16 protein-coding genes are annotated in these 21489 nt (G+C 63.5%); all 16 read left to right on the forward strand.

Annotated features, from left to right (window positions below; translation table 11 throughout):
- Nucleotide 1 precedes the first annotated feature (1 nt).
- The 16 genes from KUA11_RS05715 (at nt 2) to ligA (ending at nt 21378) form a co-directional block, all read left to right on the forward strand.
- The gene (locus KUA11_RS05715) at nt 2–1465 is read left to right on the forward strand and encodes a UDP-N-acetylmuramoyl-L-alanyl-D-glutamate--2,6-diaminopimelate ligase (protein WP_217409394.1); all 1464 of its coding nucleotides are present in this window, start codon (nt 2–4) and stop codon (nt 1463–1465) included.
- Nucleotides 1462–2865: a UDP-N-acetylmuramoyl-tripeptide--D-alanyl-D-alanine ligase gene (locus KUA11_RS05720; protein WP_217409395.1), complete on the forward strand. Its 1404-nt coding sequence runs from the start codon at nt 1462–1464 to the stop codon at nt 2863–2865. Before KUA11_RS05715 ends, KUA11_RS05720 begins: the two co-directional genes overlap by 4 nt.
- Nucleotides 2865–3956: a phospho-N-acetylmuramoyl-pentapeptide-transferase gene (gene mraY / locus KUA11_RS05725; RefSeq protein ID WP_217409396.1), complete on the forward strand. Its 1092-nt coding sequence runs from the start codon at nt 2865–2867 to the stop codon at nt 3954–3956. Before KUA11_RS05720 ends, mraY begins: the two co-directional genes overlap by 1 nt.
- Nucleotides 3957–3969: 13 nt before the next feature.
- Nucleotides 3970–5352: a UDP-N-acetylmuramoyl-L-alanine--D-glutamate ligase gene (gene murD / locus KUA11_RS05730; protein WP_217409397.1), complete on the forward strand. Its 1383-nt coding sequence runs from the start codon at nt 3970–3972 to the stop codon at nt 5350–5352.
- Nucleotides 5352–6518 (forward strand): FtsW/RodA/SpoVE family cell cycle protein, encoded by a 1167-nt coding sequence (locus KUA11_RS05735; protein WP_217409398.1) that lies wholly within the window; start codon nt 5352–5354, stop codon nt 6516–6518. The genes murD and KUA11_RS05735 overlap by 1 nt, the downstream gene beginning before the upstream one ends.
- A complete protein-coding gene (murG, locus tag KUA11_RS05740) occupies nt 6515–7717 on the forward strand; it encodes an undecaprenyldiphospho-muramoylpentapeptide beta-N-acetylglucosaminyltransferase (protein WP_254454703.1) in 1203 nt (400 codons plus the stop codon). The genes KUA11_RS05735 and murG overlap by 4 nt, the downstream gene beginning before the upstream one ends.
- Nucleotides 7714–9138: a UDP-N-acetylmuramate--L-alanine ligase gene (gene murC, locus KUA11_RS05745; RefSeq protein WP_217409399.1), complete on the forward strand. Its 1425-nt coding sequence runs from the start codon at nt 7714–7716 to the stop codon at nt 9136–9138. The genes murG and murC overlap by 4 nt, the downstream gene beginning before the upstream one ends.
- Nucleotides 9135–10082, forward strand: a complete 948-nt coding sequence (gene murB, locus KUA11_RS05750; protein ID WP_217409400.1) for a UDP-N-acetylmuramate dehydrogenase — start codon at nt 9135–9137, stop codon at nt 10080–10082. Before murC ends, murB begins: the two co-directional genes overlap by 4 nt.
- Nucleotides 10079–11053: a D-alanine--D-alanine ligase gene (locus KUA11_RS05755; protein WP_217409401.1), complete on the forward strand. Its 975-nt coding sequence runs from the start codon at nt 10079–10081 to the stop codon at nt 11051–11053. The genes murB and KUA11_RS05755 overlap by 4 nt, the downstream gene beginning before the upstream one ends.
- Nucleotides 11050–12087 carry a cell division protein FtsQ/DivIB gene (locus KUA11_RS05760; RefSeq protein WP_217409402.1) on the forward strand — a complete coding sequence of 346 codons (1038 nt, stop codon included), beginning with the start codon at nt 11050–11052 and terminating at the stop codon, nt 12085–12087. The genes KUA11_RS05755 and KUA11_RS05760 overlap by 4 nt, the downstream gene beginning before the upstream one ends.
- Nucleotides 12084–13457, forward strand: a complete 1374-nt coding sequence (ftsA, locus tag KUA11_RS05765; RefSeq protein ID WP_217409403.1) for a cell division protein FtsA — start codon at nt 12084–12086, stop codon at nt 13455–13457. Before KUA11_RS05760 ends, ftsA begins: the two co-directional genes overlap by 4 nt.
- A 110-nt stretch (nt 13458–13567) precedes the next feature.
- A complete protein-coding gene (gene ftsZ, locus KUA11_RS05770; RefSeq protein ID WP_217409404.1) occupies nt 13568–15052 on the forward strand; it encodes a cell division protein FtsZ in 1485 nt (494 codons plus the stop codon).
- 233 nt (nt 15053–15285) lie between these two features.
- On the forward strand, nt 15286–16302 hold the full coding sequence (lpxC, locus tag KUA11_RS05775; RefSeq protein ID WP_217409405.1) for a UDP-3-O-acyl-N-acetylglucosamine deacetylase: 1017 nt from the start codon (nt 15286–15288) through the stop codon (nt 16300–16302).
- Nucleotides 16303–16461: 159 nt separating this feature from the next.
- On the forward strand, nt 16462–17463 hold the full coding sequence (locus tag KUA11_RS05780; RefSeq protein ID WP_217409504.1) for an outer membrane protein assembly factor BamD: 1002 nt from the start codon (nt 16462–16464) through the stop codon (nt 17461–17463).
- Between the two features lie 115 nt (nt 17464–17578).
- The gene (gene recN, locus KUA11_RS05785) at nt 17579–19300 is read left to right on the forward strand and encodes a DNA repair protein RecN (protein WP_217409406.1); all 1722 of its coding nucleotides are present in this window, start codon (nt 17579–17581) and stop codon (nt 19298–19300) included.
- Nucleotides 19300–21378 (forward strand): NAD-dependent DNA ligase LigA, encoded by a 2079-nt coding sequence (gene ligA, locus KUA11_RS05790; RefSeq protein WP_217409407.1) that lies wholly within the window; start codon nt 19300–19302, stop codon nt 21376–21378. Before recN ends, ligA begins: the two co-directional genes overlap by 1 nt.
- Nucleotides 21379–21489: the final 111 nt, after the last annotated feature.

Here is a 21489-nt window from a genome sequence, read left to right on the forward strand (position 1 = left end):
CATGAAGCTTTCCTCCCTTCTCTCCGAAGCAGGCCTGTCGGATCAGGCCCTGTCCGCCGATCCCGACATCACCGCCGTGACGGCCGATAGCCGTGAGGCCGGGCCGGGCGTGCTGTTCGTCGCCATTCCCGGCACAAAGCAGGATGGACGTGCTTTCATTCCGGCAGCCGTAGCCGCCGGCGCGTCCGCTGTCCTCGTCCCCAAAGATTCGGAACCGGCTCCGGGCACCGTGACGGTCCGGTCCGCCACGCCACGGCGCTCGCTGGCGCTGATGGTGGCGGCACTGGCCGGGCCGCAGCCTGAGCACATCGTCGCCGTGACCGGCACCAACGGCAAGACGAGCACCGTGGATTTCCTGCGTCAGTTCTGGACGTTGATGGGCCGCAGCACCGCCAGCTTCGGCACACTCGGTCTGATCTCCCCTATGGAACTGCCGTTCGAAGTCCCTTCCCTCACCACGCCCGATCCGGTGACTCTGGCGCGTGCGCTGGCCGCTCTGCGCGAAGAGGGCGTGACGGATGTGGCCATGGAAGCGTCCTCCCATGGGCTGGACCAGCGCCGTCTCGACGGTGTGCGCCTCTCGGCCGCAGGCTTTACCAACCTGACACGCGATCATCTGGACTATCACGGCAGCTTCGAAGCCTACCGCACCGCCAAGCTGCGCCTGTTCGACACGCTGCTGCCCGGTGGATCGCTGGCCGCCGCCAACGCAGACATGGACGAGGAAACCCTCACGGCTCTGCGTGAGATCGAACGCCGACGTGGCCTCGATCTGCGGTTGGTGGGGCGCAAAGGACATGCCATCCGCCTGCTGGCCCACAAGGCGCTTCCCGAAGGCCAGCGGTTACGACTGGAAGTGAACGGCCACCGGGAGATGGACATCATTCTACCGCTTCCGGGACGGTTTCAGGTGGACAACGCGCTACTCGCCGCAGCTCTAGCCCTGCCGGATGAGGCCGGCATGGAAAAAGCGCTTGAACTTCTGCCGCAGCTTCGCGGTGTGCGGGGACGCATGGAACGCGCCGCCGTTCTCTCCAATGGCGCTGCGGTCTATGTCGATTACGCCCATACACCCGATGCCCTCGCACGCGCCCTCACCAGCCTTCGCCCCCATGTGAAGGGACAACTGTTCGTCGTGTTCGGCGCGGGCGGCGACCGCGACAAGGGCAAGCGCCCGCTCATGGCGCATGAAGCAGCGCAGGGCGCAGATGTCGTCATCGTGACCGACGACAACCCTCGCGGCGAGAACCCGGCCGCCATCCGGCAGGACGTGCTATCCGGCGCTCCGCAGGCGGAAGAAGTGCCGGGGCGTAAAGCCGCCATCACTCAGGCCATCGACCGTCTGGGGGCGGGAGACGTGCTTCTGGTGGCCGGCAAGGGCCATGAGCAGGGCCAGATCATCGGCTCCATCGTGCATCCTTTTGACGATGTGAGCGTGGTCCGGCACCTCGCGGGAGATCTTTGAACGTGCTGTGGACTGGAGAGGAACTTGCTGCGGCCACGGGTGGCCGTTTCGGCGCGCAGGCTGGAGCGGGGATCGAAGTCTCGGGCGTGTCCATCGACACGCGCACGTTGCAGGTGGGTGATCTGTTCATAGCCCTCGTGGGCGAACACACGGACGGACATGCGCATATCGCTACGGCATTGGAAAAAGGAGCCGCCGTCGCGCTAGTGCATCGCACGGACGATCTGGATGGTGTGGAGCCGAACGATCCGCGTCTGCTGATCGTGGGCGACACGATGGCCGGGCTGTGGGATCTTGCGCGTGCCGCGCGGGCGCGTTTCGCAGGCAAAGTCGTGGCTGTGACCGGAAGTGTGGGCAAGACCACGACCAAGGAAATGCTCCGCACCGCGCTCAGTGCACTGGGTCCGACCCACGCGGCCGTCGCCTCCTATAACAATCACTGGGGGGTGCCGCTCACCCTTGCCCGCCTCCCCCGCGAGGCTGCGTTCTGTGTAAGTGAGATCGGGATGAATCATCCCGGCGAAATCACGCCACTTGCGGAACTGGTGCGTCCGGACGTGGCCGTCATCACCACCATTGGCTCGGCGCATCTGGGACATATGGGTAGCCTTGACGCCATCGCGCAGGAAAAAGCGTGCCTGGTCGCCGCCCTTCCCCGTGGCGCCGTGGCCATTGTGCCCGACGATGCCGAGGGACAGACCATTTTCGACGATGTGGCGCAGAAAGCCGGTGTCACGCTGTGGCGCGCGGGCTTTGCCGCTGGGAGCGAAGTGCGTCTGACGGAACTGGACCTCTCAGGCGAAGGCAGCCGATTTGTCGCACATGTGGCAGACCGCGCCCTTCCCGTCACGCTGCACGCACCAGGCGAACATCTGGCGCGCAATGCGCTGGCAACTCTGGGCGCTGTCGCGGCCCTGCACGGCAGTGGCCCGGAACTGGCACGAGCAGCTGAGGCGCTTGCCGATTTTGTACCGGGCACAGGACGCGGCGCGGCCTCCCCCATTCTTGGCGGCAAGGCGTTACTTCTCGATGAAAGCTACAATGCCTCGGTTCTGTCCATTCGCGCCGCGTTGAACGTACTGTCCCTGCTGCCCGCCCAGCGTCGCCTCGCCGTGCTGGGCGATATCCGTGAACTGGGCGATTTCGCGCGTGACGAACATGTCTCCCTCGAACCTTCGGTCGCGGCTGCGGCTGATCTCGTTTTCTGCTGTGGACCGCATATGAAAGATCTTTTTGACGCACTGCCTCCTTCACGACAGGGAGGATGGTGTGCGGATTCCACGGCGCTCGCCCCGCTGGTCCGCGCGGCCCTGCGCGCCGGAGACGCGGTGCTGGTCAAGGGCAGTTTCGGCAGCCGGATGAAAATCGTTGTGGATGCCCTCCGGGCGGAGAGCGCCTGATGCTCTATCTGCTCGTCGCCCATCATGTTCACGGCCACACCACGCTCCTGAACCTTTTCCGCTACCTCACCTTTCGGGCGGGCGGCGCGTGCCTGACGGCGCTCGCCATCGCGCTAATCCTCGGCAATCCGGTGATCCGCCAGCTCAAGCGCATCCAGCGTGAAGGACAGCCGATCCGCGCTGTCGGGCCGGAGCGGCACATTCTTGAAAAGGCCGGCACGCCCACGATGGGCGGGGTTCTGATCCTCGCCGCCCTGTTCATTTCAACGCTGCTCTGGGCCGATCTTCAGAACGGATTTGTCTGGGCTGTCCTGTTCGTGACAGCAGTGTTCGGCGCCGTGGGTTTTGCGGATGATTACCGCAAGCTGGCCAGGCGCAACACGGACGGACTGTCGAAGAAAGCGCGTCTGGGATGTGAGTTCGGCGCCTCGCTGATTGCGGGCTGGTGGATGCAGCACCTCATGCCGCCCGACCTTGCCAATCACCTCGCCTTCCCTTTCGTGAAAGACTACATGCTGCCGCTGGGCTATGCCTTCCCCATCTTTGCGATGGTGACCGTCACGGGCTTCGGCAATGCCGTCAATCTGACGGATGGACTGGACGGGCTGGCTACGGTGCCCGTGGTGATCGCGGCCCTTGTGTTCGCCCTGATTTCCTATCTCGTGGGCAACCATGTTTTCGCGGACTACCTGCAACTGCACGCCGTGCCGGGAACGGGTGAACTGGCCATATTCTGCTCCGCCCTTGTGGGAGCGGGACTGGGGTTCCTGTGGTTCAACGCGCCCCCGGCCTCCGTCTTCATGGGCGATACCGGCTCTCTGGCGCTGGGGGGAGCACTGGGTGCGGTGGCCGTCGCCACCAAGCACGAACTGGTGCTGTGCATCGTGGGCGGTCTGTTCGTGGCCGAGACGTTGTCCGTCATCATTCAGGTGTTCTGGTACAAGCGCACCAAACGCCGCGTGTTCCTGATGGCGCCCCTGCATCACCACTTCGAGAAGAAGGGCTGGCAGGAGCCCAAGATCGTCATCCGTTTCTGGATCGTCGCCGTCGTGCTGGGCCTGTTCGGTCTGGCCACCCTCAAGCTGCGCTGAGAGGAGCCGCACGATGCCCCCTTTCCCTTCCGATCTCTTCGCCGGACAGCGCTTTGCAGTGCTGGGCCTCGGTCGCAACGGCACGCCTGCCGCCCGTGCGCTGGCAGCGATGGGGGCTGAAGTGCAGGCATGGGACGATGGGGAGGCAGGTCGGACCTCGCTCAACGATACGCCGGCACGCATAACGCTGGCGCCCTTTAACAACCTGAGCAGGTTCGACGCGCTGGTGATGTCACCCGGCATCCCGCACACGCTGCCCAAGGCGCATCCGGTTGCCGAACTGGCTCGCAGAGCGGGCGTGCCCATTCTCTCGGACGCGGACCTTTTGTTTCAGGCCGTGCGCAGGACCGGATCGAAAGCGCGCTTTGCCGGCATCACGGGCACCAACGGGAAATCCACCACGACGGCCTTGCTGACGCATCTCTTGCGCGAAGCGAACATTCCTGTCGCGGAAGGCGGCAATCTCGGTCCCGCCGCGCTCTCGCTCCCGCTCCTGCCCGATGACGGCGTGTATGTGCTGGAGATGTCCTCCTACATGCTGGAGCGGCTGGAGACGTTGCACTTCGCTGTCGCGTGCCTGCTCAACCTGACACCCGATCATCTCGACCGTCATGGCGACATGAGCGGTTATGCCACCGCCAAGGCGCATATCTTCGATCGGATGACAGCCGCCGATCTGGCGGTGATCGGAACCGCAGACGACTGGTGCCGCCGGATTGCCGCGACACTGCGGGCACAAGGCATTCCCACGGAGACGATCTCAGGCACGGACACACAAGTTGACGTGCATCCCGCAGACGGCATGATCGTGGATCGTGACGGTCCCATAGCGCAGCCCGGCGCAACACTTCCGGGGGCGCACAACGCGGAAAATGCGTGCGCAGCGCTCGCCATGGCGCTGTATCTTGGTGTGCCGCGCGAAACCCTCGCCAAAGGGATCGGCACTTTCGCGGGTCTTGCCCACCGGCAGAAACTGGTGACGGTCCGCGACGGTGTTGCCTTCGTGGATGACAGCAAGGCCACGAACGCGGACGCCGCTTCCCGCGCTCTGAGCTGCTACGACCGTATCGTTTGGATTGCAGGTGGCATCGCGAAAGCGGGCGGTATCACCGACCTTGTTCCCTATTTTTCCCGCATCACCGAAGCCTTCCTGATCGGTTGCGATGCGCCCGCGTTCGCTCAGACACTGGCAGCCCATGGCGTCACGTATCGCATCGTGGGTGATCTGGAGCACGCCGTGCCACAGGCCGCAACCGCCGCACGGCGAACGGGCGCGGACGTCGTGCTGCTGTCTCCCGCCTGCGCCAGCTTCGATCAGTTCTCCGGTTTCGAGGCCCGCGGACTGCGTTTTGCCGAACTCGTCAAGCAACTGGCGCATGATCGAGAGGAAAGCTGATGGCCCCGCTGTCACGCACCAACAACTCGTGGTTCGGGCGCTGGTGGCGCAGTGTCGATCATGTGACGCTCGCCTGCGTGGGCGTGCTGATCGGTTTTGGCTACATCCTGATGCTGGCCGCCAGCCCGGCCGTCGCGGTGCGCATCGGCGCCTCGCGCAACATGTTCATCTTCAAGCAAGTGCTGTTCCTGAGCATCGCAGGCGCGATCACGATTATCGTGTCGATGCTCTCCCGCAAGGGATTGGTGCGCATGGGCTTTATCGGCACGGCGATCGCGATTGCCGCCACCGCGCTCACACTCGTTCATGGCATGGAAATTAAGGGCGCGCGGCGCTGGATCGCCCTGCCTTTGATGTCGGTTCAGCCCTCCGAGTTTCTCAAACCCTGTTTTGCCGTGCTGACGGCGTGGCTTCTCGCCAGACGACAAGCCAATCCGCGCTTTCCGGGACTGCTACTCGCAGGCATGGGCTATGGCGTGATCCTGATGCTGCTGAAATCACAGCCCGATATCGGGATGCTGACGGTGGTGACGGTAGTGTTCGTGGCGCAGCTCTTTGTGGACGGGTTGAACCTGATCTTTGTCGCCGGTGTGTTCGGGCTGCTTATCGCGGGCGGCATCGGGGCCTATTTTCTCTTCCCGCACGTTCATTCCCGCGTGGAGCGATTCCTGCATCCCGGCGTAGGCGATCACTATCAGATCGATACGGCGCTGCGGGCGTTCGGCAATGGCGGACTGCTCGGGCGCGGACCCGGCGAAGGCCGCGTGAAGGATCTTCTGCCCGACGCACACGCGGACTTCGTGTTCGCGGTGGCGGGTGAGGAATACGGGCTGCTGGTCTGCCTCTTTCTTGTGGGCATATTCGGAATCATCGTCGTGCGTACATTGCTGCGCCTGCTGCGTGAGGACGATCCCTACATCATCCTCGGCACCACAGGACTGGTCACGGGCTTCGGGTTGCAGGCATTTGTGAACATGGCCTCCACCCTGCATCTGATCCCGACGAAGGGCATGACGCTGCCTTTCATTTCCTATGGCGGTTCATCGGCCATGTCGGTGGCGCTCACCATCGGGATGATGCTGGCCCTTACCCGCCAGCGTGTCGGCCGCAGCCGCCTCACCCGCTCGCTCCCCGAACCCGCAGGAACCTGGAAGACAGTGGCATGAACACGACAGCGAACATGAACGGTCCGGTGGTAATCGCAGCGGGCGGCACGGGCGGTCATTTCTTCCCGGCCGAAGCGCTGGCCAATGCGCTCGTGGCACGCGGCCATCGGGTCGCACTCATGACGGATGCGCGCGCGGGACGCCGCACGGAAGGGGTTTTCGCGACGGCAGAGCAGTTCGTGCTTCCCGGCGCCGGAGTTGCAGGACGTGGCCCAGTGCGCGCCATCAAGGGCGGACTGGCACTTCTGAAAGGGTCAAAAGAGGCCCGGCAGATCATGATGCGTCTGTGTCCTTCCGCCGTGGTCGGATTTGGGGGGTATCCCTCCGTGCCACCGCTGCTGGGCGCGCGCCTTCTACCGAAATCCCTGCGCCCGGTCATCGTGCTGCACGAAGGCAACGCCGTGCTGGGCAAGGCCAACGCCTTTCTCGCGCGCTTTGCAGACGCCATCGCCACGTCATTTCCCCTCGTGCGCGGCCTGCCCATGGGGGCACAGACCACCCAGACGGGCATGCCCGTGCGTCCGGCCATTGCGGCCCTTGCGGGCGAAGGTTATGCCGCGCCCGAACCCGGCGGCCCGATCCGTCTGCTGGTCTGGGGCGGCTCCCTTGGGGCGCGGGTCTTTTCCGATGTCGTGCCCGCAGCGCTGGCCGCTCTGCCTTTGGAAATCCGTGAGCGTGTGAGCGTGACGCAGCAGGTGCGCGCTGAAGACATCGAACGTGTCCGCACCGCCTATGATGCACCCGGCATCGCCGCCGAACTGGCCCCGTTCTTTGCGGATGTCGCCACACTGATGCGTGATGCGCATCTCGTAATCGGGCGCGCTGGCGGCTCCTCCGTCGCGGAACTGACCGTGGCCGGACGACCATCCGTATTGGTGCCGTTGCCTGTCGCGGCCAGCGATGAACAGACCGCTAACGCGCAGGCGTTGGAAGGCGTGGGCGCGGCATGGTTGATGCGCCAACCCTCTTTCACGCCGGACGCGCTGAGCGCGCTGCTCGCCATGCAGTTTACCGATACCGGCACGCTGACAGCCGCTGCGAAAGCCGCAGCCAGTCTGGGCCGACCAAACGCCGCCGAACGCTTGGCCGATCTGGTCGAGGCCACCTTGCGTGGTGGAACACAGGGTGCTTATTCCGCCTCCAAATCGTCCCCCCTTCCCACAGAGTCGTCCACATCGAACGAGGAGTCCCGCGCATGAGAGCCCTGCCGCTGACCATTGGCACCATCCACTTCGTCGGCATCGGCGGCATTGGCATGTCCGGCATTGCCGAAGTGCTGCATCTGCTGGGCTACAAGGTGCAGGGTTCCGACATCAGCGAGAACGCCAATGTGCGTCGTCTGCGCGCAGCGGGAATTCCCGTATCCATCGGCCATGATGCCGCCAATCTGGGAGAAGCGCAGGTCGTAGTGATCTCCACCGCCGTCAAGCGCGACAATCCCGAAGTCGTGGCCGCTCGCTCGCGCCTGATCCCGGTCGTACGTCGTGCGGAAATGTTGGCAGAACTGATGCGCCTGCGCTGGGCCGTGGCGATCGGCGGCACGCATGGCAAGACGACGACGACCAGCCTCGTCGCTGCCGTGCTGGAAGCGGCCAAACTCGATCCGACCGTGATCAACGGTGGCATCATCGAAGCCTATGGCACCAACACTCGCATGGGTCAGGGCGAGTGGATGGTGGTGGAAGCCGATGAGAGCGATGGCTCCTTCCTGCGCCTGCCCTCCGTGATCTCCGTCGTCACCAACATGGACCCCGAGCATCTCGACCACTGGGGATCGGCGGAAGCGATGGAAGCGGCATACGACCAGTTCGTCTCCAACGTGCCGTTCTATGGCTTTGCCGTGCTGTGCATCGACCACCCGGCCGTGCAGCAGATGATCCCCCGCCTTTCGGACCACCGCATCGTGACCTATGGCTTCTCGCCGCAGGCCGATGTGCGGGCCGAGAAGGTTATCACCGACAAGCTCGGTGCCACGTTCGAAGTGCAGATCACCGACCGGGTGACGCGCCGCACGCGCAAAGCCGGTCCGTTCCGCCTGCCGATGCTGGGCAACCATAACGTCCAGAACGCGCTGGCCGCGATTGCTGTTGCGACCGAAATGAACATCGACGACGCCACCATCCGTTCCGGGCTGGCGGCCTTCCGTGGCGTGAAGCGCCGCTTCACTCGTTGTGGCGAGACCGGCGGCGTTACCGTAATCGACGATTATGGCCACCACCCCGTCGAGATTGCCGCCGTGCTCAAGGCCGCCCGGCAGGCCGGTGCGCGTCGGGTCATCGCCGTCATGCAGCCGCACCGCTATTCCCGCATGAAGATGCTGTTCAACGATTTCTGCACCTGCATGAACGATGCTGACACGGTCATTGTCTCGGACGTCTATGCCGCGGGCGAAGAGCCGATCGAGGGGTATGACCGCGACCGGCTGATCGAAGGTCTGCGTGAGCGTGGACATCGCTCCGTCGTGCCGCTGACCGATCCTGCGCATCTGCCTGAAATGATCAACGCCATGGCCAAGCCGGGTGACTATGTTGTGTGTCTCGGCGCGGGCACGATCACCAATTGGGCGCAGGCGCTTCCCGCTGAACTGGCGGCGCTTCAAAAGGGCGTCACGGCCGCATGAACGCTCAGCCCACACATGACCTGAAAGCCGCGCTCGGCGATGTGCGCGGGCGCGTAACCGCCGGACAGCCACTCGGCCCCCGCAGTTGGTTCCGCGTGGGAGGACCGGCGGAATGTCTGTTCCAGCCAGCCGACGCGGAAGATCTGGCCTCTGGCCTCGCGCGTCTTTCTCCTGAACTTCCTGTCACAACGCTGGGTGCGTGTTCGAACATCATCATTCGCGATGGCGGCATTCCCGGTCTGGTGATCCGTCTGGGTGGTGCGTTCGCCGGGATCAAGGTGGAAAAAGACGGCCTGATCGCGGGTGGTGCCGCGCTGGATGCGACAGTTGCCGAAACGGCGGCAGCGAACGGTCTGGGTGGTTTGGAGTTTCTGGCGGGTATTCCCGGTTCCATCGGCGGTGCTGTGCGCATGAACGCTGGAGCCTATGGAGCCGATATGGCGGCCGTGCTCGACTGGGCCGAGATCGTGTCACGCGACGGCTCGCTCATGCGGCTCGATGTGGCGGCTCTGCGCTTTGGCTATCGCCGTTCGGCTCTGCCTGACGGAGCCGTCGTGGTGCGTGCGCGGCTGCAGGCGCAACCGACCGATCCAGCGGTTGTGGCCGGACGCATCGGTGAAATCCGTGCCGCGCGTGAAGGCTCCCAACCCGTCCGGGCGAGGACGGGCGGCTCGACCTTCCGCAATCCCGATCCGGCCGAAAGCCCGCTCAAGGCCTGGCAACTGGTCGATGCAGCGGGATGTCGGGGGCTGAGCATTGGCGGTGCGCAGGTGAGCGAGAAGCACTGCAACTTCCTCATCAACACAGGCACCGCCACCGCGACCGATCTGGAAACGCTGGGCGAGACGGTCCGCAAGCGGGTGCAGGAGAAATCCGGCGTGACGCTGCATTGGGAAATCAAGCGGATCGGCCTGCCGAAATCCGAGGAGGAGACTGCGCAATGAACGGCAAGAAGGTCACGGTCCTTATGGGTGGTGCCTCCGCCGAGCGCGAGGTCAGTCTCTCTTCGGGCAAGGGCGTGATCGCGGCTCTACGCGAGGCGGGCCATAACGCACAGGGGCTGGACGTCACCCGCGATCTGGCGGCTCTTGTCGCCGGTCTGGCGGAGCAGAAGCCGGACGTCGTGTTCAATGCCCTGCACGGTCGCTTCGGCGAGGATGGAGCGGTACAGGGCATTCTGGAATGGCTCGGCCTGCCCTACACCCATTCCGGCATCCGGGCGTCCGCCAACGCCATGGACAAGGATGCCTCACGACAGGTGTTCATTGCCGCCGGATTGCCCGTGGCCGAGGGCCGCGTGCTGCCCGTCGCGGAACTGGCGGACGCGGACCCACTCCCCTGCCCGTATGTTGTGAAGCCGCTGGATGAAGGCTCATCCGTGGGCGTGTCCATCGTGCGTGAAGGCACCAATCAGCGCGCGCATGTGGTCGAGACATGGACCTACGGGCCGCTGGCTCTGGTGGAGAGCTATGTGCCGGGGCGCGAGATCACAGTAGGTGTCCTCGATGGCGGCCCCGATGGTCCACGCGCCCTGACCGTGACGGACATCACCCCCAACGCCGACAGCGGCCATGATTTCTACGATTATGCCGCCAAATACGGCGCAGGCGGCAGCCGCCACGCGCTGCCTGCCATCATCCATCCCGACGCCTTCGCACAGGCCTGCGAGGTGGCGGTGGCGGCGCATCGGGCGCTGGGCTGCACCGGCGCATCGCGCTCCGACTTTCGCTACGACGACACACAGAACGGCGATGGTCCCGGACGACTGGTGCTTCTGGAAGTGAATACGCAACCGGGCATGACGCCAACCTCGCTCCTGCCCGAACAGGCGGCGTATTGCGGCATGTCCTATCCCGAACTGTGTGACTGGCTAGTGCAGGACGCCCTTAACCGCGCGGAGACGGCCCACCGATGAGCCGTCGCCACCATCCTCACGAAAGCAGGGACACGGAGGGCGGAAACCGTTTCCGTCACACCAGTCGCGCGGATCGTCCGTCACGACTGGGCCTGTTCCTGCGCCGCCACAAACACGGCGTGCGGATGGTGGTAAGCTGTGCTGTTCTGGCAGGTGTGGGCTGGGGATTTCTCTCTTTCCACGGCACGCAAAGGGTTCTCGCACCTCTCACGACACGGATTGTGGCCAGTCTCCCGCTGAAGGTGACGGATATCCGCATCGAGGGGCAGAATCTCACCAATCCGGTGACCATCCACGAGGCGCTGGGCATTGCGGTGGGCGACCCGATGCTGGGATTTGACGTGAAGGCGGCTCGCGCGCGTCTGGACGCCCTGCCTTTCGTGGAACATGCCAGTGTCGAACGCCATCTGTCGGGACTGATCGTAGTACGGCTTGAAGAACGCCCTCCCTTTGCCGTGTGGCAGCGCAAGGGGCAGTTCATTCTCATCGATCGTGACGGCAACCCGGTGCCCGACAAGGGCATGACAGGCAAGGACGCGCTGGCGTTCATGAAACTGCCGCTGGTTGTGGGTGACGGTGCGGATCGTGCCGCCGCGGAGTTTCTCGATGCTCTGGCCAAGGCGCCCGATGTAAAAGAACGCATGACGGCGGCCACTCTTGTGGGCGAACGCCGCTGGTCGCTCATGCTGCGCGACGGCACGACCGTCTATCTGCCGGAAGCCGCCGAAGTGCAGGCGTTCGACCGACTGGAAACGCTTCAGAAACGATTCGCGCTGCTTGATCGTCCCGTGGAAATCATCGACCTTCGATTGCCCGATCGCCTAACCATCCGCGAGCGGCCTACCCCCGCCTCTGACCTGCCCTCCACAGACGGACAGGCGGGAGCGGGCAGCAGCGCGACGCCCGATGAAGCCCTCCGCTCCGGGCAGGCGGGGAACAAAGGCAACGCAGCCGCGCCACGCCCGAAATCGTCGGACCCGGCGCGCAAGAAAGATGACCACGTGGAGAGGATGGACGAGGAACTGCCCGCATGAACGATCTTGGCCTCCCTTCCTCCCAGTCCTCCGCCCTCATCCTGAGCGGACGCGATCATCGCGGACGCGGCATGACCGGTAGCGGTGATGACCTGCGGGCGTCGTCACCGGGAAACGCGCCACGTCTTGCCCCGCGCGCATGGCGCAGCGGGCTGATCGGTGTGCTCGACATCGGCTCCACCAAAATCACCTGCCTGATCGGACGTGGAGAGCCCAACGGCACGCTGCGCGTTCTCGGGCACGGCTGGCTGCGTTCCAGCGGCGTGAAAAGCGGCGCGATTGTGGATCTCAAAGCGGCGGAAGCCATCATCCGCCACGTCGTCGGCAATGCCGAGCGTGAAGCCGAGCGCTCTCTGGACAAGGTGGTGGTCAACCTCTCCTGCGGTCACCCCGAAAGTCGGCTGTTCAATGTCCACTGGCCGATCGGCGGCCGGGAGATCACGGATGGAGACATTCGCCGCATCGTCACCGAAGGGCGGATGAAAGCCCAGCTTGAAGGACGCGCGGTCATCCATACGCTGCCGCTGGATTTTTCGGTGGACGAGACGGATGGCGTTACCGATCCGCGCGGTCATCTGTGCAACGAACTGCGCGCGCGCCTGCATGTCATCGATTCCTCCGCGACCGCCCTGCGCACGCTGGATTCCCTCCTCGGTCGCGCCGAACTGCGCATCGATGCGCTGGTCTCAGCCCCTCTCGCCTCCGGTCTCGCGGTCACGGACGAGGATCAGCGGCTGGTCGGCACGACGGTCGTGGATATGGGCGGCGGCACCACCTCACTGGCTGTCTTTGCAGATGGACAGTTGCTCCACACCGCGCAGATTGGAGTGGGGGGCGAGCACGTGACGCGCGACATCGCACGCGGACTGGGCACCTCCACCGACAATGCCGAGCGTCTCAAGACCATGCACGGGCATGCAGATCTGTCTGCCGACGATGACGGAGTTACGATCCGCATTGAACGGCAGGGTCCGGATATGCCAAGTTTCGAGGCAATTCCACGTGCTGTCTTGGGCGACATCATCCGCCCGCGCATTGAGGAAACATTCGAACTGGTCCGTGACCGTCTCGAAAGCGCAGCCCTTGGGCGTCTCGCAGGCGGGCGCGTCATTCTCACGGGCGGCGGTTCGCTTCTTGATGGCGTGGGGTCGGTGGCAGCCCGCGTGCTCAACCGTCACGTGCGGTTGGGGCGTCCCCAAGGCGTGATCGGCCTGCCCGATCAATGCGCAGCGGCGAGCTTTGCGACAACGGCCGGTCTGCTGATCTGGGCCGCCTCCGCCGAACGCCCCTTTGGCGACATCGAATTCACGGAAGAAAAGCCCACCGGGTTCTTCAGCCGACTCGTCTCATTCGTAAGGGAGCGTGTCTGATCCATTTTTTGGCACTATATTCATCAAAATAAGCATCTTTCTGTTTCACAGGCCGCATCGCGGGTATACCGTGACGGCTCCCCGCCTATGTCTCGTCCAAGGAAGCGCAGATGACTCTCAACTTGACCGTCCCGCCTCAGAATCACTCCGATTTCACGCCCAAGATCACTGTGATCGGCGTTGGAGGCGGCGGCACCAATGCCGTCGACAACATGATTCTCGCGGACCTCAAGGGAGTTGAGTTCGTCGTCGCAAATACGGACGCGCAGCAGCTTTCCAACAGCCGCGCCGATCGCCGCATCCAGCTTGGCCCACATCTGACACAGGGATTGGGCGCGGGCGCAAAACCTGAAATCGGCCGGGCGGCGGCAGAAGAAGCGGGCGACGAACTGGCGCGTCAGCTTGACGGCTCGCACATGGTGTTCGTCACGGCGGGAATGGGCGGCGGCACCGGCACAGGAGCGGCCCCCATCGTGGCGCGGATGGCGCGCGAGCGCGGCATCCTCACGGTGGGCGTGGTCACCAAACCGTTCAGCTTCGAAGGACCGCGCCGCGGACGCGCTGCCGAGGAAGGCATTGCCGAACTTCAGCAGTATGTCGATACGCTGATCGTCATTCCGAATCAGAACCTTTTCCGCATGGCCAATGAGCGCACCACCTACAAGGATGCGTTCAAGATGGCCGACAACGTCCTCTATATGGGCGTGCGTGGCGTGACCGACCTGATGATGGTCGATGGGCTGGTCAATCTCGATTTCGCGGATATCCGCACCGTCATGGCCGAGATGGGCAAAGCCATGATGGGCACGGGTGAGGCCGAGGGCGAAGATCGCGCCCGTCTGGCGGCGGAGGCAGCCATCTCCAACCCGCTGCTGGAAGACACCTCCATGTCGGGCGCGCGTGGCCTGCTGATCAACATTACGGGTGGCGACGATCTCACCCTGTTCGAGGTGGATCAGGCTGCCAACCGCATCCGTGAGGAAGTGGCCGAAGACGCGAACATCATTTTCGGTTCCGCCATCGATTCCACGCTTGAAGGCAAAATCCGCGTGTCAGTCGTGGCCACCGGCATCGACATCCCCTCCGCCAAGCCGCATCTGGCCGTAGACAACGAGGCAACCGCTCCTCAGAGTGCTGCTGCCGGAAACGACGGCGCTGCCGCTTCCGCCGACCCGCAGGCGGCCTTCGGCACGTCCGCTCAGCCCCACTCCACGCAGGCGAGCGAGGCCACCGCGCATTCCGGTCTGTTTCCACAATCCGCCATGCGGGCGGAACCGCAGGCAGCTGCTCCTGCAGAGACCACCGCGCGCCACAGTTCTCCCCGCGCCGGCCTGTTCACAGATACCTCTCGCCCCGCGCAGCCGCAGCCCCGGGCACCAGAGCCAGTACAGCAGCCACGTAGCCTGTTCGGCCTGATGACGGGCGTTCTGCGTCGTCCGGCACCAGAACCTCAGGCGAAGCCCGCCCCTCAGGCGTCTGCGCCGCAGGTCAACGCGGCTCCCCGCGCACCGCAGCCCGCCTCTCCGACCGTACGCCCGGCGCAAACGGACGATGGCGGTCTGGACATTCCGGCTTTCATGCGCCGTCAGTCCTGACACAGCTTCTGTCCATGTAAATCATGGGAATGGGCCGGGGACGTAACGCTCCGGCCCATTTCTTTTTTATGCACCCTGTGACAGATTGTATCCAATTCATTGATTTAAAAGAAAAATTATCTTCCAGTCTGGTAATAGGTCGCAATAAACAGTGACTGGAACCATTGAAGTGGCCGCGTATTGTAGCTGCATGGTTCATGGGCCTATTTCCCATCACAATTGCGAGCATATTCATGGACACCCTCAGCATTGATCCCATCATCATGGCGAAAGCAGACGATGATGTGCTGGCGTCCATGACCGTGGACCTTCCCTCATCCGTATCCGCTCGTTCGAAACAGGTGTCCTCACGTGCACCACGGCGGCGAACACTGCGCTTTCCCATTTCCTGCACCGGCGTAGGACTGCACACGGGCTCTCCCATCCGTCTCGTTCTCGAACCGGCTGCGGCAGGGAGTGGGATCGTGTTCCAGCGTATCGATATTGCCGGGGCCGCACCGCTTCCGGCCCGTTACGATCATGTTGTGGACACACGCCTGAGCACAGTCATCGGTGATCCCGCCGATCCTTTGCGCAATCGTATCGCCACAATCGAACATCTGATGGCCGCACTTTGTGGAAGCCGTATTGATGACGTCCGGGTGCTGGTGGACGGTCCTGAAGTGCCGGTTCTCGATGGTTCCGCCGCCGATTTCGTCTTCCTCCTCGATTGCGCGGGAAGCGTGGAACAAAAGACGCAGCGGCGCGAAATCGAGATCAAAAGAACCGTGCGAGTAGAGGACGGCGATGCCTTCGCGGAGCTTCATCCCTGCGCCACGCAGCAGTTGGATATGACCATTGATTTTCCGGCCCGCGCCATCGGTCGCCAGAATCTGAAGCTGAGACTGGAAGACGGGGCATTCCGCCGGGAACTCGCAACCTCCCGCACCTTCACCAACCGCGCGGAAATCGAGCATCTCCACCGGATCGGACTGGCGCGCGGCGGCTCGCTCAAGAACGCCGTTGTGGTGGATGATGACCGTATTCTCAATCCGGATGGCCTGCGCATCCGTGACGAGTTCGTCCGGCACAAGATGCTGGACGCTGTGGGCGATCTCTTTCTTGCCGGTGGCTGGCTGAAGGCTTGCTTCGTGGGACACAAATCCGGCCATCGCCTGAATAATCTGCTGTTGCGCGCCCTGTTTGCCGACAGCGCCAACTGGCGCGAAACCGGCTCTCTTCCCACGCAGGAAGACCGCCGCGCCGCCTGAACTTTCCCATCCACAAGCGCAGGCGCATCAGGAAGCCTTCCGCCTGCGGGAATCCATGCTATACCGGCCCCAGTCTGAACACGCCGAACAGTGAGTTGATACGTGCCGCAACCCTCCTCGCGCATCCCCCCCAGAGTGTCGTCGAGACTGGTTGTCACCATGGCCTGCGCGGCACTTCCCCTGCTTTCCGGCTGCTCGATGTTCAACAGCCAGAAAGAGAAACCCTCCGTCGCCATCGGCTCGGCGGATACGCTGTATAACAACGGCATCGATGCGCTGCGCACACGACGCTACAAGGTCGCAGCCGATCAGTTCGAAGCCTTGCAGCAGAATTATCCCTATTCCGGCTACACCGCGAACGCGCAGTTGATGGAAGGCTACGCCTACTATCTGCGCAACAAATACCCCGAGGCGGCCCAGCAGCTCGATCGCTTCATCGAGTTGCATCCGACCAGCCCGGACGCGGCTTATGCCTTCTATCTTCTGGCCCTGTGCTATTACGAACAGATCGGTGCCGTCAGCCGCGATCAGCAGATGACGGCCGAAGCCATGGCCCGTCTTCAGGACGTGATCGCCCGCTTCCCGCAGTCGAAATACGCCCGCGATGCGCAGCTCAAGATCGATCTCTGTCGTGACCATCTGGCTGGCAAGGAAATGCTTGTCGGACGCTATTATCAGGAACAGCGATCCTATCAGGCCGCCATCGGGCGCTATCAGCGCGTGTTGCAGGATTTCCAGACCACCAACCATGTGCCCGAAGCACTGGAACGGCTTGTGGAAGTCTATCTCGATCTCGGCCTGACGGATGAGGCCCGCCGCACCGGAGCGGTGCTGGCCTACAACTATCCCGACAGTCGCTGGTATCGCTACACCTACGACACTCTGAAATCCTACAAGCTGCTTACGGACAAGACGCCGGCTCCGGGCAAGCTCATTACGGCCCCCAAAACTGGCACAGCAGGCACGACCGACAGCCCCGCGCAGTCCGCTGCCCATAACGTAGGCCGCGCGGATGCACCGCCATCCCTGTCTTCCGCGCCGGTCTCACCTGTCTCTTCTAGCGAACTGTCTTCCGACGGTGGCGGTTCAGCCCTGACCGGCAATCTTGGACATAGTGGCGTTCCGGCTTCGGCACGCGGAGCACGCACCAGCGCACCGTGAGGCCAGTTCGGCGATCATCACATCGGTCAACTGCCGACAGGAATGGGGACAGGAAAGTCCCTGCATGGGGCGCCCTCTTGCCTTTCATCTCTGAAAGGCGGGAAATGCAGTCGCCATGCTGAGTTTTCTCTCCATCCGCGATGTCGTGCTGATCGAATCCCTTGATCTGGCGTTTCACCCGGGCCTGACAGCCCTGACCGGCGAGACGGGCGCGGGAAAGTCCATCCTTCTCGACAGTCTCGGTCTTGCTCTGGGTGAACGGGCCAATGCCGGGCTGATTCGCGCCGGTGCTCATGAAGCCCGCGTGACGGCCAGCTTTGAAATACCGTCGGACCATCCGGTTCAGGCCATCCTGACCGAACAGGACATTGCCGCCGATAACGAAGAACCGCTGATCCTGCGACGTGTCGTAGGTGCCGATGGCCGGTCCCGTGCGTGGGTCAATGACCAACCGATCGGCATCGGCCTTCTGCGACGCATCGCCTCCACACTCGTGGAAATTCAGGGGCAGCACGAACAGATGGGGCTGGCCGATCCGACCACCCATCGCGATCTGCTCGATGCCTTCGGTGTGCCGGACAAAACACGCCGAGAGGTCAAACGTCTTTATATCGGCTGGCACGAAGCGCGCCTCGCCCTTGAAGCTGCCCGACGCGAAATGAGCGAGGCAGCCCGGGAAGAGGAATGGCTGCGGCTGGCGGTAGACGAGCTTTCCGCCCTCGCCCCGCAAACGGATGAGGAAGTGCAACTGGCCGCCCACCGGCAGGCCCTGCAACGCAATGAACGCCGCGGCGAAGCTGTGGCGGCGGCACTCTCCGAACTCAATCCACGGGATCGACGCAATTCCGGCCCCGCCGCCGCATTGCGGGCGGCCAGTCGCGCGCTGCACAAACTCCTGCCCGCTCCCGGTCAGGACGACGATCTCGACGAAGGATTCGCGCAGCAGCAAGCCGGGGCACAGGAAGCCTTGGCCGCACTCGAAGCCGCAGAAAACGCGCTGGCGGACGCCGAGAGCCTGCTGGCCCGACTGGTGGCGGATCAGGATGTGGACCCGCGCCTTTTGGAGCAGGTGGAGGAGCGTCTCTTTGCGCTCCGCGCAGCGGCCCGGAAATTCGAGACCTCCGTCACAGACCTTCCCGATCTGCTGACGCGCCTAAAAGGGCGACTGGACGCGCTGGAAAGTGGCACCGCCCGACTGGAGGCGCTGGAACAGGCGGCCACCGAAGCGCGACGCACATTCATGGAGGCCGCCGAACATCTCTCCGTCGCGCGCGCCAAGGCCGCCCGCAAGATCGAAGCGGCGGTAGAAGCGGAACTCAAACCGCTCAAGCTCGAACGCGCACGTTTCGTGGCGCAGATCACGCCGCTGGCGGAAGAGCAGTGGAGTGCGGCCGGTCTCGAACAGGTGACGTTCCTGCTGGCCGCCAACCCCGGTCAGCCGCCCGGACCTCTGGGCAAGGTGGCATCGGGCGGCGAACTCTCGCGCCTGATGCTGGCCATTCGTCTGGTGCTGGCGGGGCGCTCGGTCATCGGCACGCTCGTGTTCGATGAGATCGATTCGGGCGTGGGTGGCGCTACGGCGGCAGCCATCGGTGAGCGGTTGCATCGCCTTGCGCGTGATATGCAGGTGCTTGCCGTCACCCACTCACCACAAGTGGCGGCGGCGGCCAACCATCACCTGCGCATCGGCAAGATCGTAAAGAATGGTCAGACCCAGACCAATGCCTCCCCACTCCCCGCCCCTGAGCGCCGCGAGGAAATCGCGCGGATGCTGGCTGGAGACGTGGTGACGGACGCCGCACGCGCGGCAGCGGAAAGTCTTCTGGAGAAACGGTGATGGACACAGCGGCCCTACCGGTCGATGCGCTGGACGAAGCGCAGGCAGCGAAAGAACTGGCGCGGTTGGCCGTTCTCATCGCGCGGCTGAATCATGCCTATCACACGCTGGATGCGCCCGAAGTGTCCGATGCGGAATTCGATGCCCTGCGCAAGCGCAATGAAGACATCGAAGACCGCTTCCCACAACTCATCCGCATGGACAGCCCCCGCTTTCAGGTAGGCGCGGCACTTGACGGTGCCTTCAGCAAGCATCGGCATCTGGTGCCCATGCTTTCGCTGGACAATGTGTTCGATGCGGAAGACTTCGAGGCGTTCATCACGCGCGCTGCTCGTTTTCTGGGCCTGAATGCGGAGCAGGAAGCGGCCCTCGCCTTCGTTGCCGAACCCAAGATCGATGGTCTTTCCATAAGTCTGACCTATGAAAAAGGCCGTTTTGTACGAGGCACCACACGCGGTGACGGCACCGTTGGAGAAGACGTCACCGCCAACATTCGCACACTGAAGAACCTGCCCTTGCGCCTGAAAGGTGGCGCACCGGACCTGATCGAAATCCGGGGTGAAGTGTTCCTGGGCAAAGAGGCATTCCTTGCCATCAACGCCGCACAGGAAGAGGCCGGACAGAAACTGTTCGCCAACCCGCGCAACGCCGCTGCCGGCTCTCTTCGTCAGCTCGATCCGAAAGTGACGGCGCGACGTCCACTTTCTCTCTTTGTCTATGCCATGGGCTTCTCCTCAAAACCCGTAGCCAGCACGCACTGGGCGTATCTGGAGCAACTTCGGGCATGGGGGTTCACAGTCAATCCGCTGTCCACCCGCCTTGCAGGTAAGGATGAGGCGGAACCGTTTCAGGAGCGCATCACGCACGAGCGCGCTACACTCGATTACGATATCGACGGCGTGGTCTACAAAATCGATGATGTTGCCTTGCAGGAACGGCTCGGCTTTGCCGGACGGGCTCCGCGCTGGGCCATCGCGTGGAAATTCGCCGCCGAACAGGCGGTGACACGACTGCTCTCGATCGAAGTACAGGTCGGCCGCACGGGAGCGCTCACGCCCGTGGCGCATCTGGAACCGGTCAATGTGGGTGGTGTGCTGGTAGCCCGCGCGACACTGCACAATCAGGACGAAATTGACCGCAAAGACATCCGCGTGGGCGATCTGGTGCGTATCCAGCGCGCTGGGGACGTGATCCCACAAGTGCTGGCTGTGGTGCCCGAAGAAGGGCGTGAGCGGATGGCGCCTTTTGTCATGCCGGATCATTGTCCGGTGTGCGGGGCGACGGCCGAGCGTGTACCGGGCGAAGCCGTGCTGCGCTGCACCGGCGGCCTCACCTGCCCTGCGCAGGTGGTGGAGAGGCTGGTGCACTTCGTCAGCCGCACAGCCTTCGACATCGACGGTCTGGGCGACAAAAGCATTGCCGAATTCCACGATATCGGACTGCTGAAAGCGCCGGGAGACATCTTTCGTCTGCCCGAACATGAAGCCCAGATCGCCAAGCGCGAAGGATGGGGCGTGACGTCCGCGCGCAAGCTGGTGAAAGCCATTGAAGCGCGGCGCACGATTTCCCTGCCACGCTTTATCTTCGCGCTCGGCATCCGACGGGTGGGCGAGAACAACGCGCGTCTGCTGGCGCGGCATTACGGCTCGTTCGCACAATGGCGCACGCAGATGGAGGCCGCACACATCGTCGGCTCCGAAGCACGGCAGGAACTGGGCGAGATCACGGGCATCGGTGCCGCGATTGCCGATGAGATTGTGGGATTCTTTGCCGAACCCCATAACCAACAGACACTCGACGATCTGCTCCACTATGTGACCGTTGAGGATGAAGTCGCGACCGAGGGCGGTGCGCTTGCCGGGAAGGTCATTGTTTTCACGGGATCGCTGACCACCATGACACGGCCCGAGGCAAAAGCGACGGCGGAACGGTTGGGCGCCAAGGTGACGGACAGCGTCTCCCGAAAGACGGATCTGGTCGTATTGGGGGCGGATGCCGGCTCCAAGGCACGCAAGGCTGCCGAACTTGGGATCGACACGTTGGACGAAGCGGGCTGGCGTCAACTGGCTGGACTTTGAACCGCAGCCGACTGCGATTTTTTGGAGTTTCTCTCCAAAAGACGAATTGCCGAACGCCCAAATCCCTGCCATGGTACCGGCCACCCGGGATCGGACAAGAACAAGAAACTG

The organism is Acetobacter estunensis (assembly GCF_019083805.1).
In the GTDB taxonomy this organism is placed as follows: domain Bacteria; phylum Pseudomonadota; class Alphaproteobacteria; order Acetobacterales; family Acetobacteraceae; genus Acetobacter; species Acetobacter estunensis_A.

Coding starts and splice junctions, on each gene's coding strand:
- murC (WP_217409399.1), top strand. CDS start 7,714: ATGAGAGCCCTGCCGCTGACCATTGGCACCATCCACTTCGTCGGCATC.
- murD (WP_217409397.1), top strand. CDS start 3,970: ATGCCCCCTTTCCCTTCCGATCTCTTCGCCGGACAGCGCTTTGCAGTG.
- KUA11_RS05755 (WP_217409401.1), top strand. CDS start 10,079: ATGAACGGCAAGAAGGTCACGGTCCTTATGGGTGGTGCCTCCGCCGAG.
- murB (WP_217409400.1), top strand. CDS start 9,135: ATGAACGCTCAGCCCACACATGACCTGAAAGCCGCGCTCGGCGATGTG.
- lpxC (WP_217409405.1), top strand. CDS start 15,286: ATGGACACCCTCAGCATTGATCCCATCATCATGGCGAAAGCAGACGAT.
- ligA (WP_217409407.1), top strand. CDS start 19,300: ATGGACACAGCGGCCCTACCGGTCGATGCGCTGGACGAAGCGCAGGCA.
- KUA11_RS05780 (WP_217409504.1), top strand. CDS start 16,462: ATGGCCTGCGCGGCACTTCCCCTGCTTTCCGGCTGCTCGATGTTCAAC.
- ftsZ (WP_217409404.1), top strand. CDS start 13,568: ATGACTCTCAACTTGACCGTCCCGCCTCAGAATCACTCCGATTTCACG.
- murG (WP_254454703.1), top strand. CDS start 6,515: ATGAACACGACAGCGAACATGAACGGTCCGGTGGTAATCGCAGCGGGC.
- KUA11_RS05735 (WP_217409398.1), top strand. CDS start 5,352: ATGGCCCCGCTGTCACGCACCAACAACTCGTGGTTCGGGCGCTGGTGG.
- ftsA (WP_217409403.1), top strand. CDS start 12,084: ATGAACGATCTTGGCCTCCCTTCCTCCCAGTCCTCCGCCCTCATCCTG.
- recN (WP_217409406.1), top strand. CDS start 17,579: ATGCTGAGTTTTCTCTCCATCCGCGATGTCGTGCTGATCGAATCCCTT.
- mraY (WP_217409396.1), top strand. CDS start 2,865: ATGCTCTATCTGCTCGTCGCCCATCATGTTCACGGCCACACCACGCTC.
- KUA11_RS05715 (WP_217409394.1), top strand. CDS start 2: ATGAAGCTTTCCTCCCTTCTCTCCGAAGCAGGCCTGTCGGATCAGGCC.
- KUA11_RS05760 (WP_217409402.1), top strand. CDS start 11,050: ATGAGCCGTCGCCACCATCCTCACGAAAGCAGGGACACGGAGGGCGGA.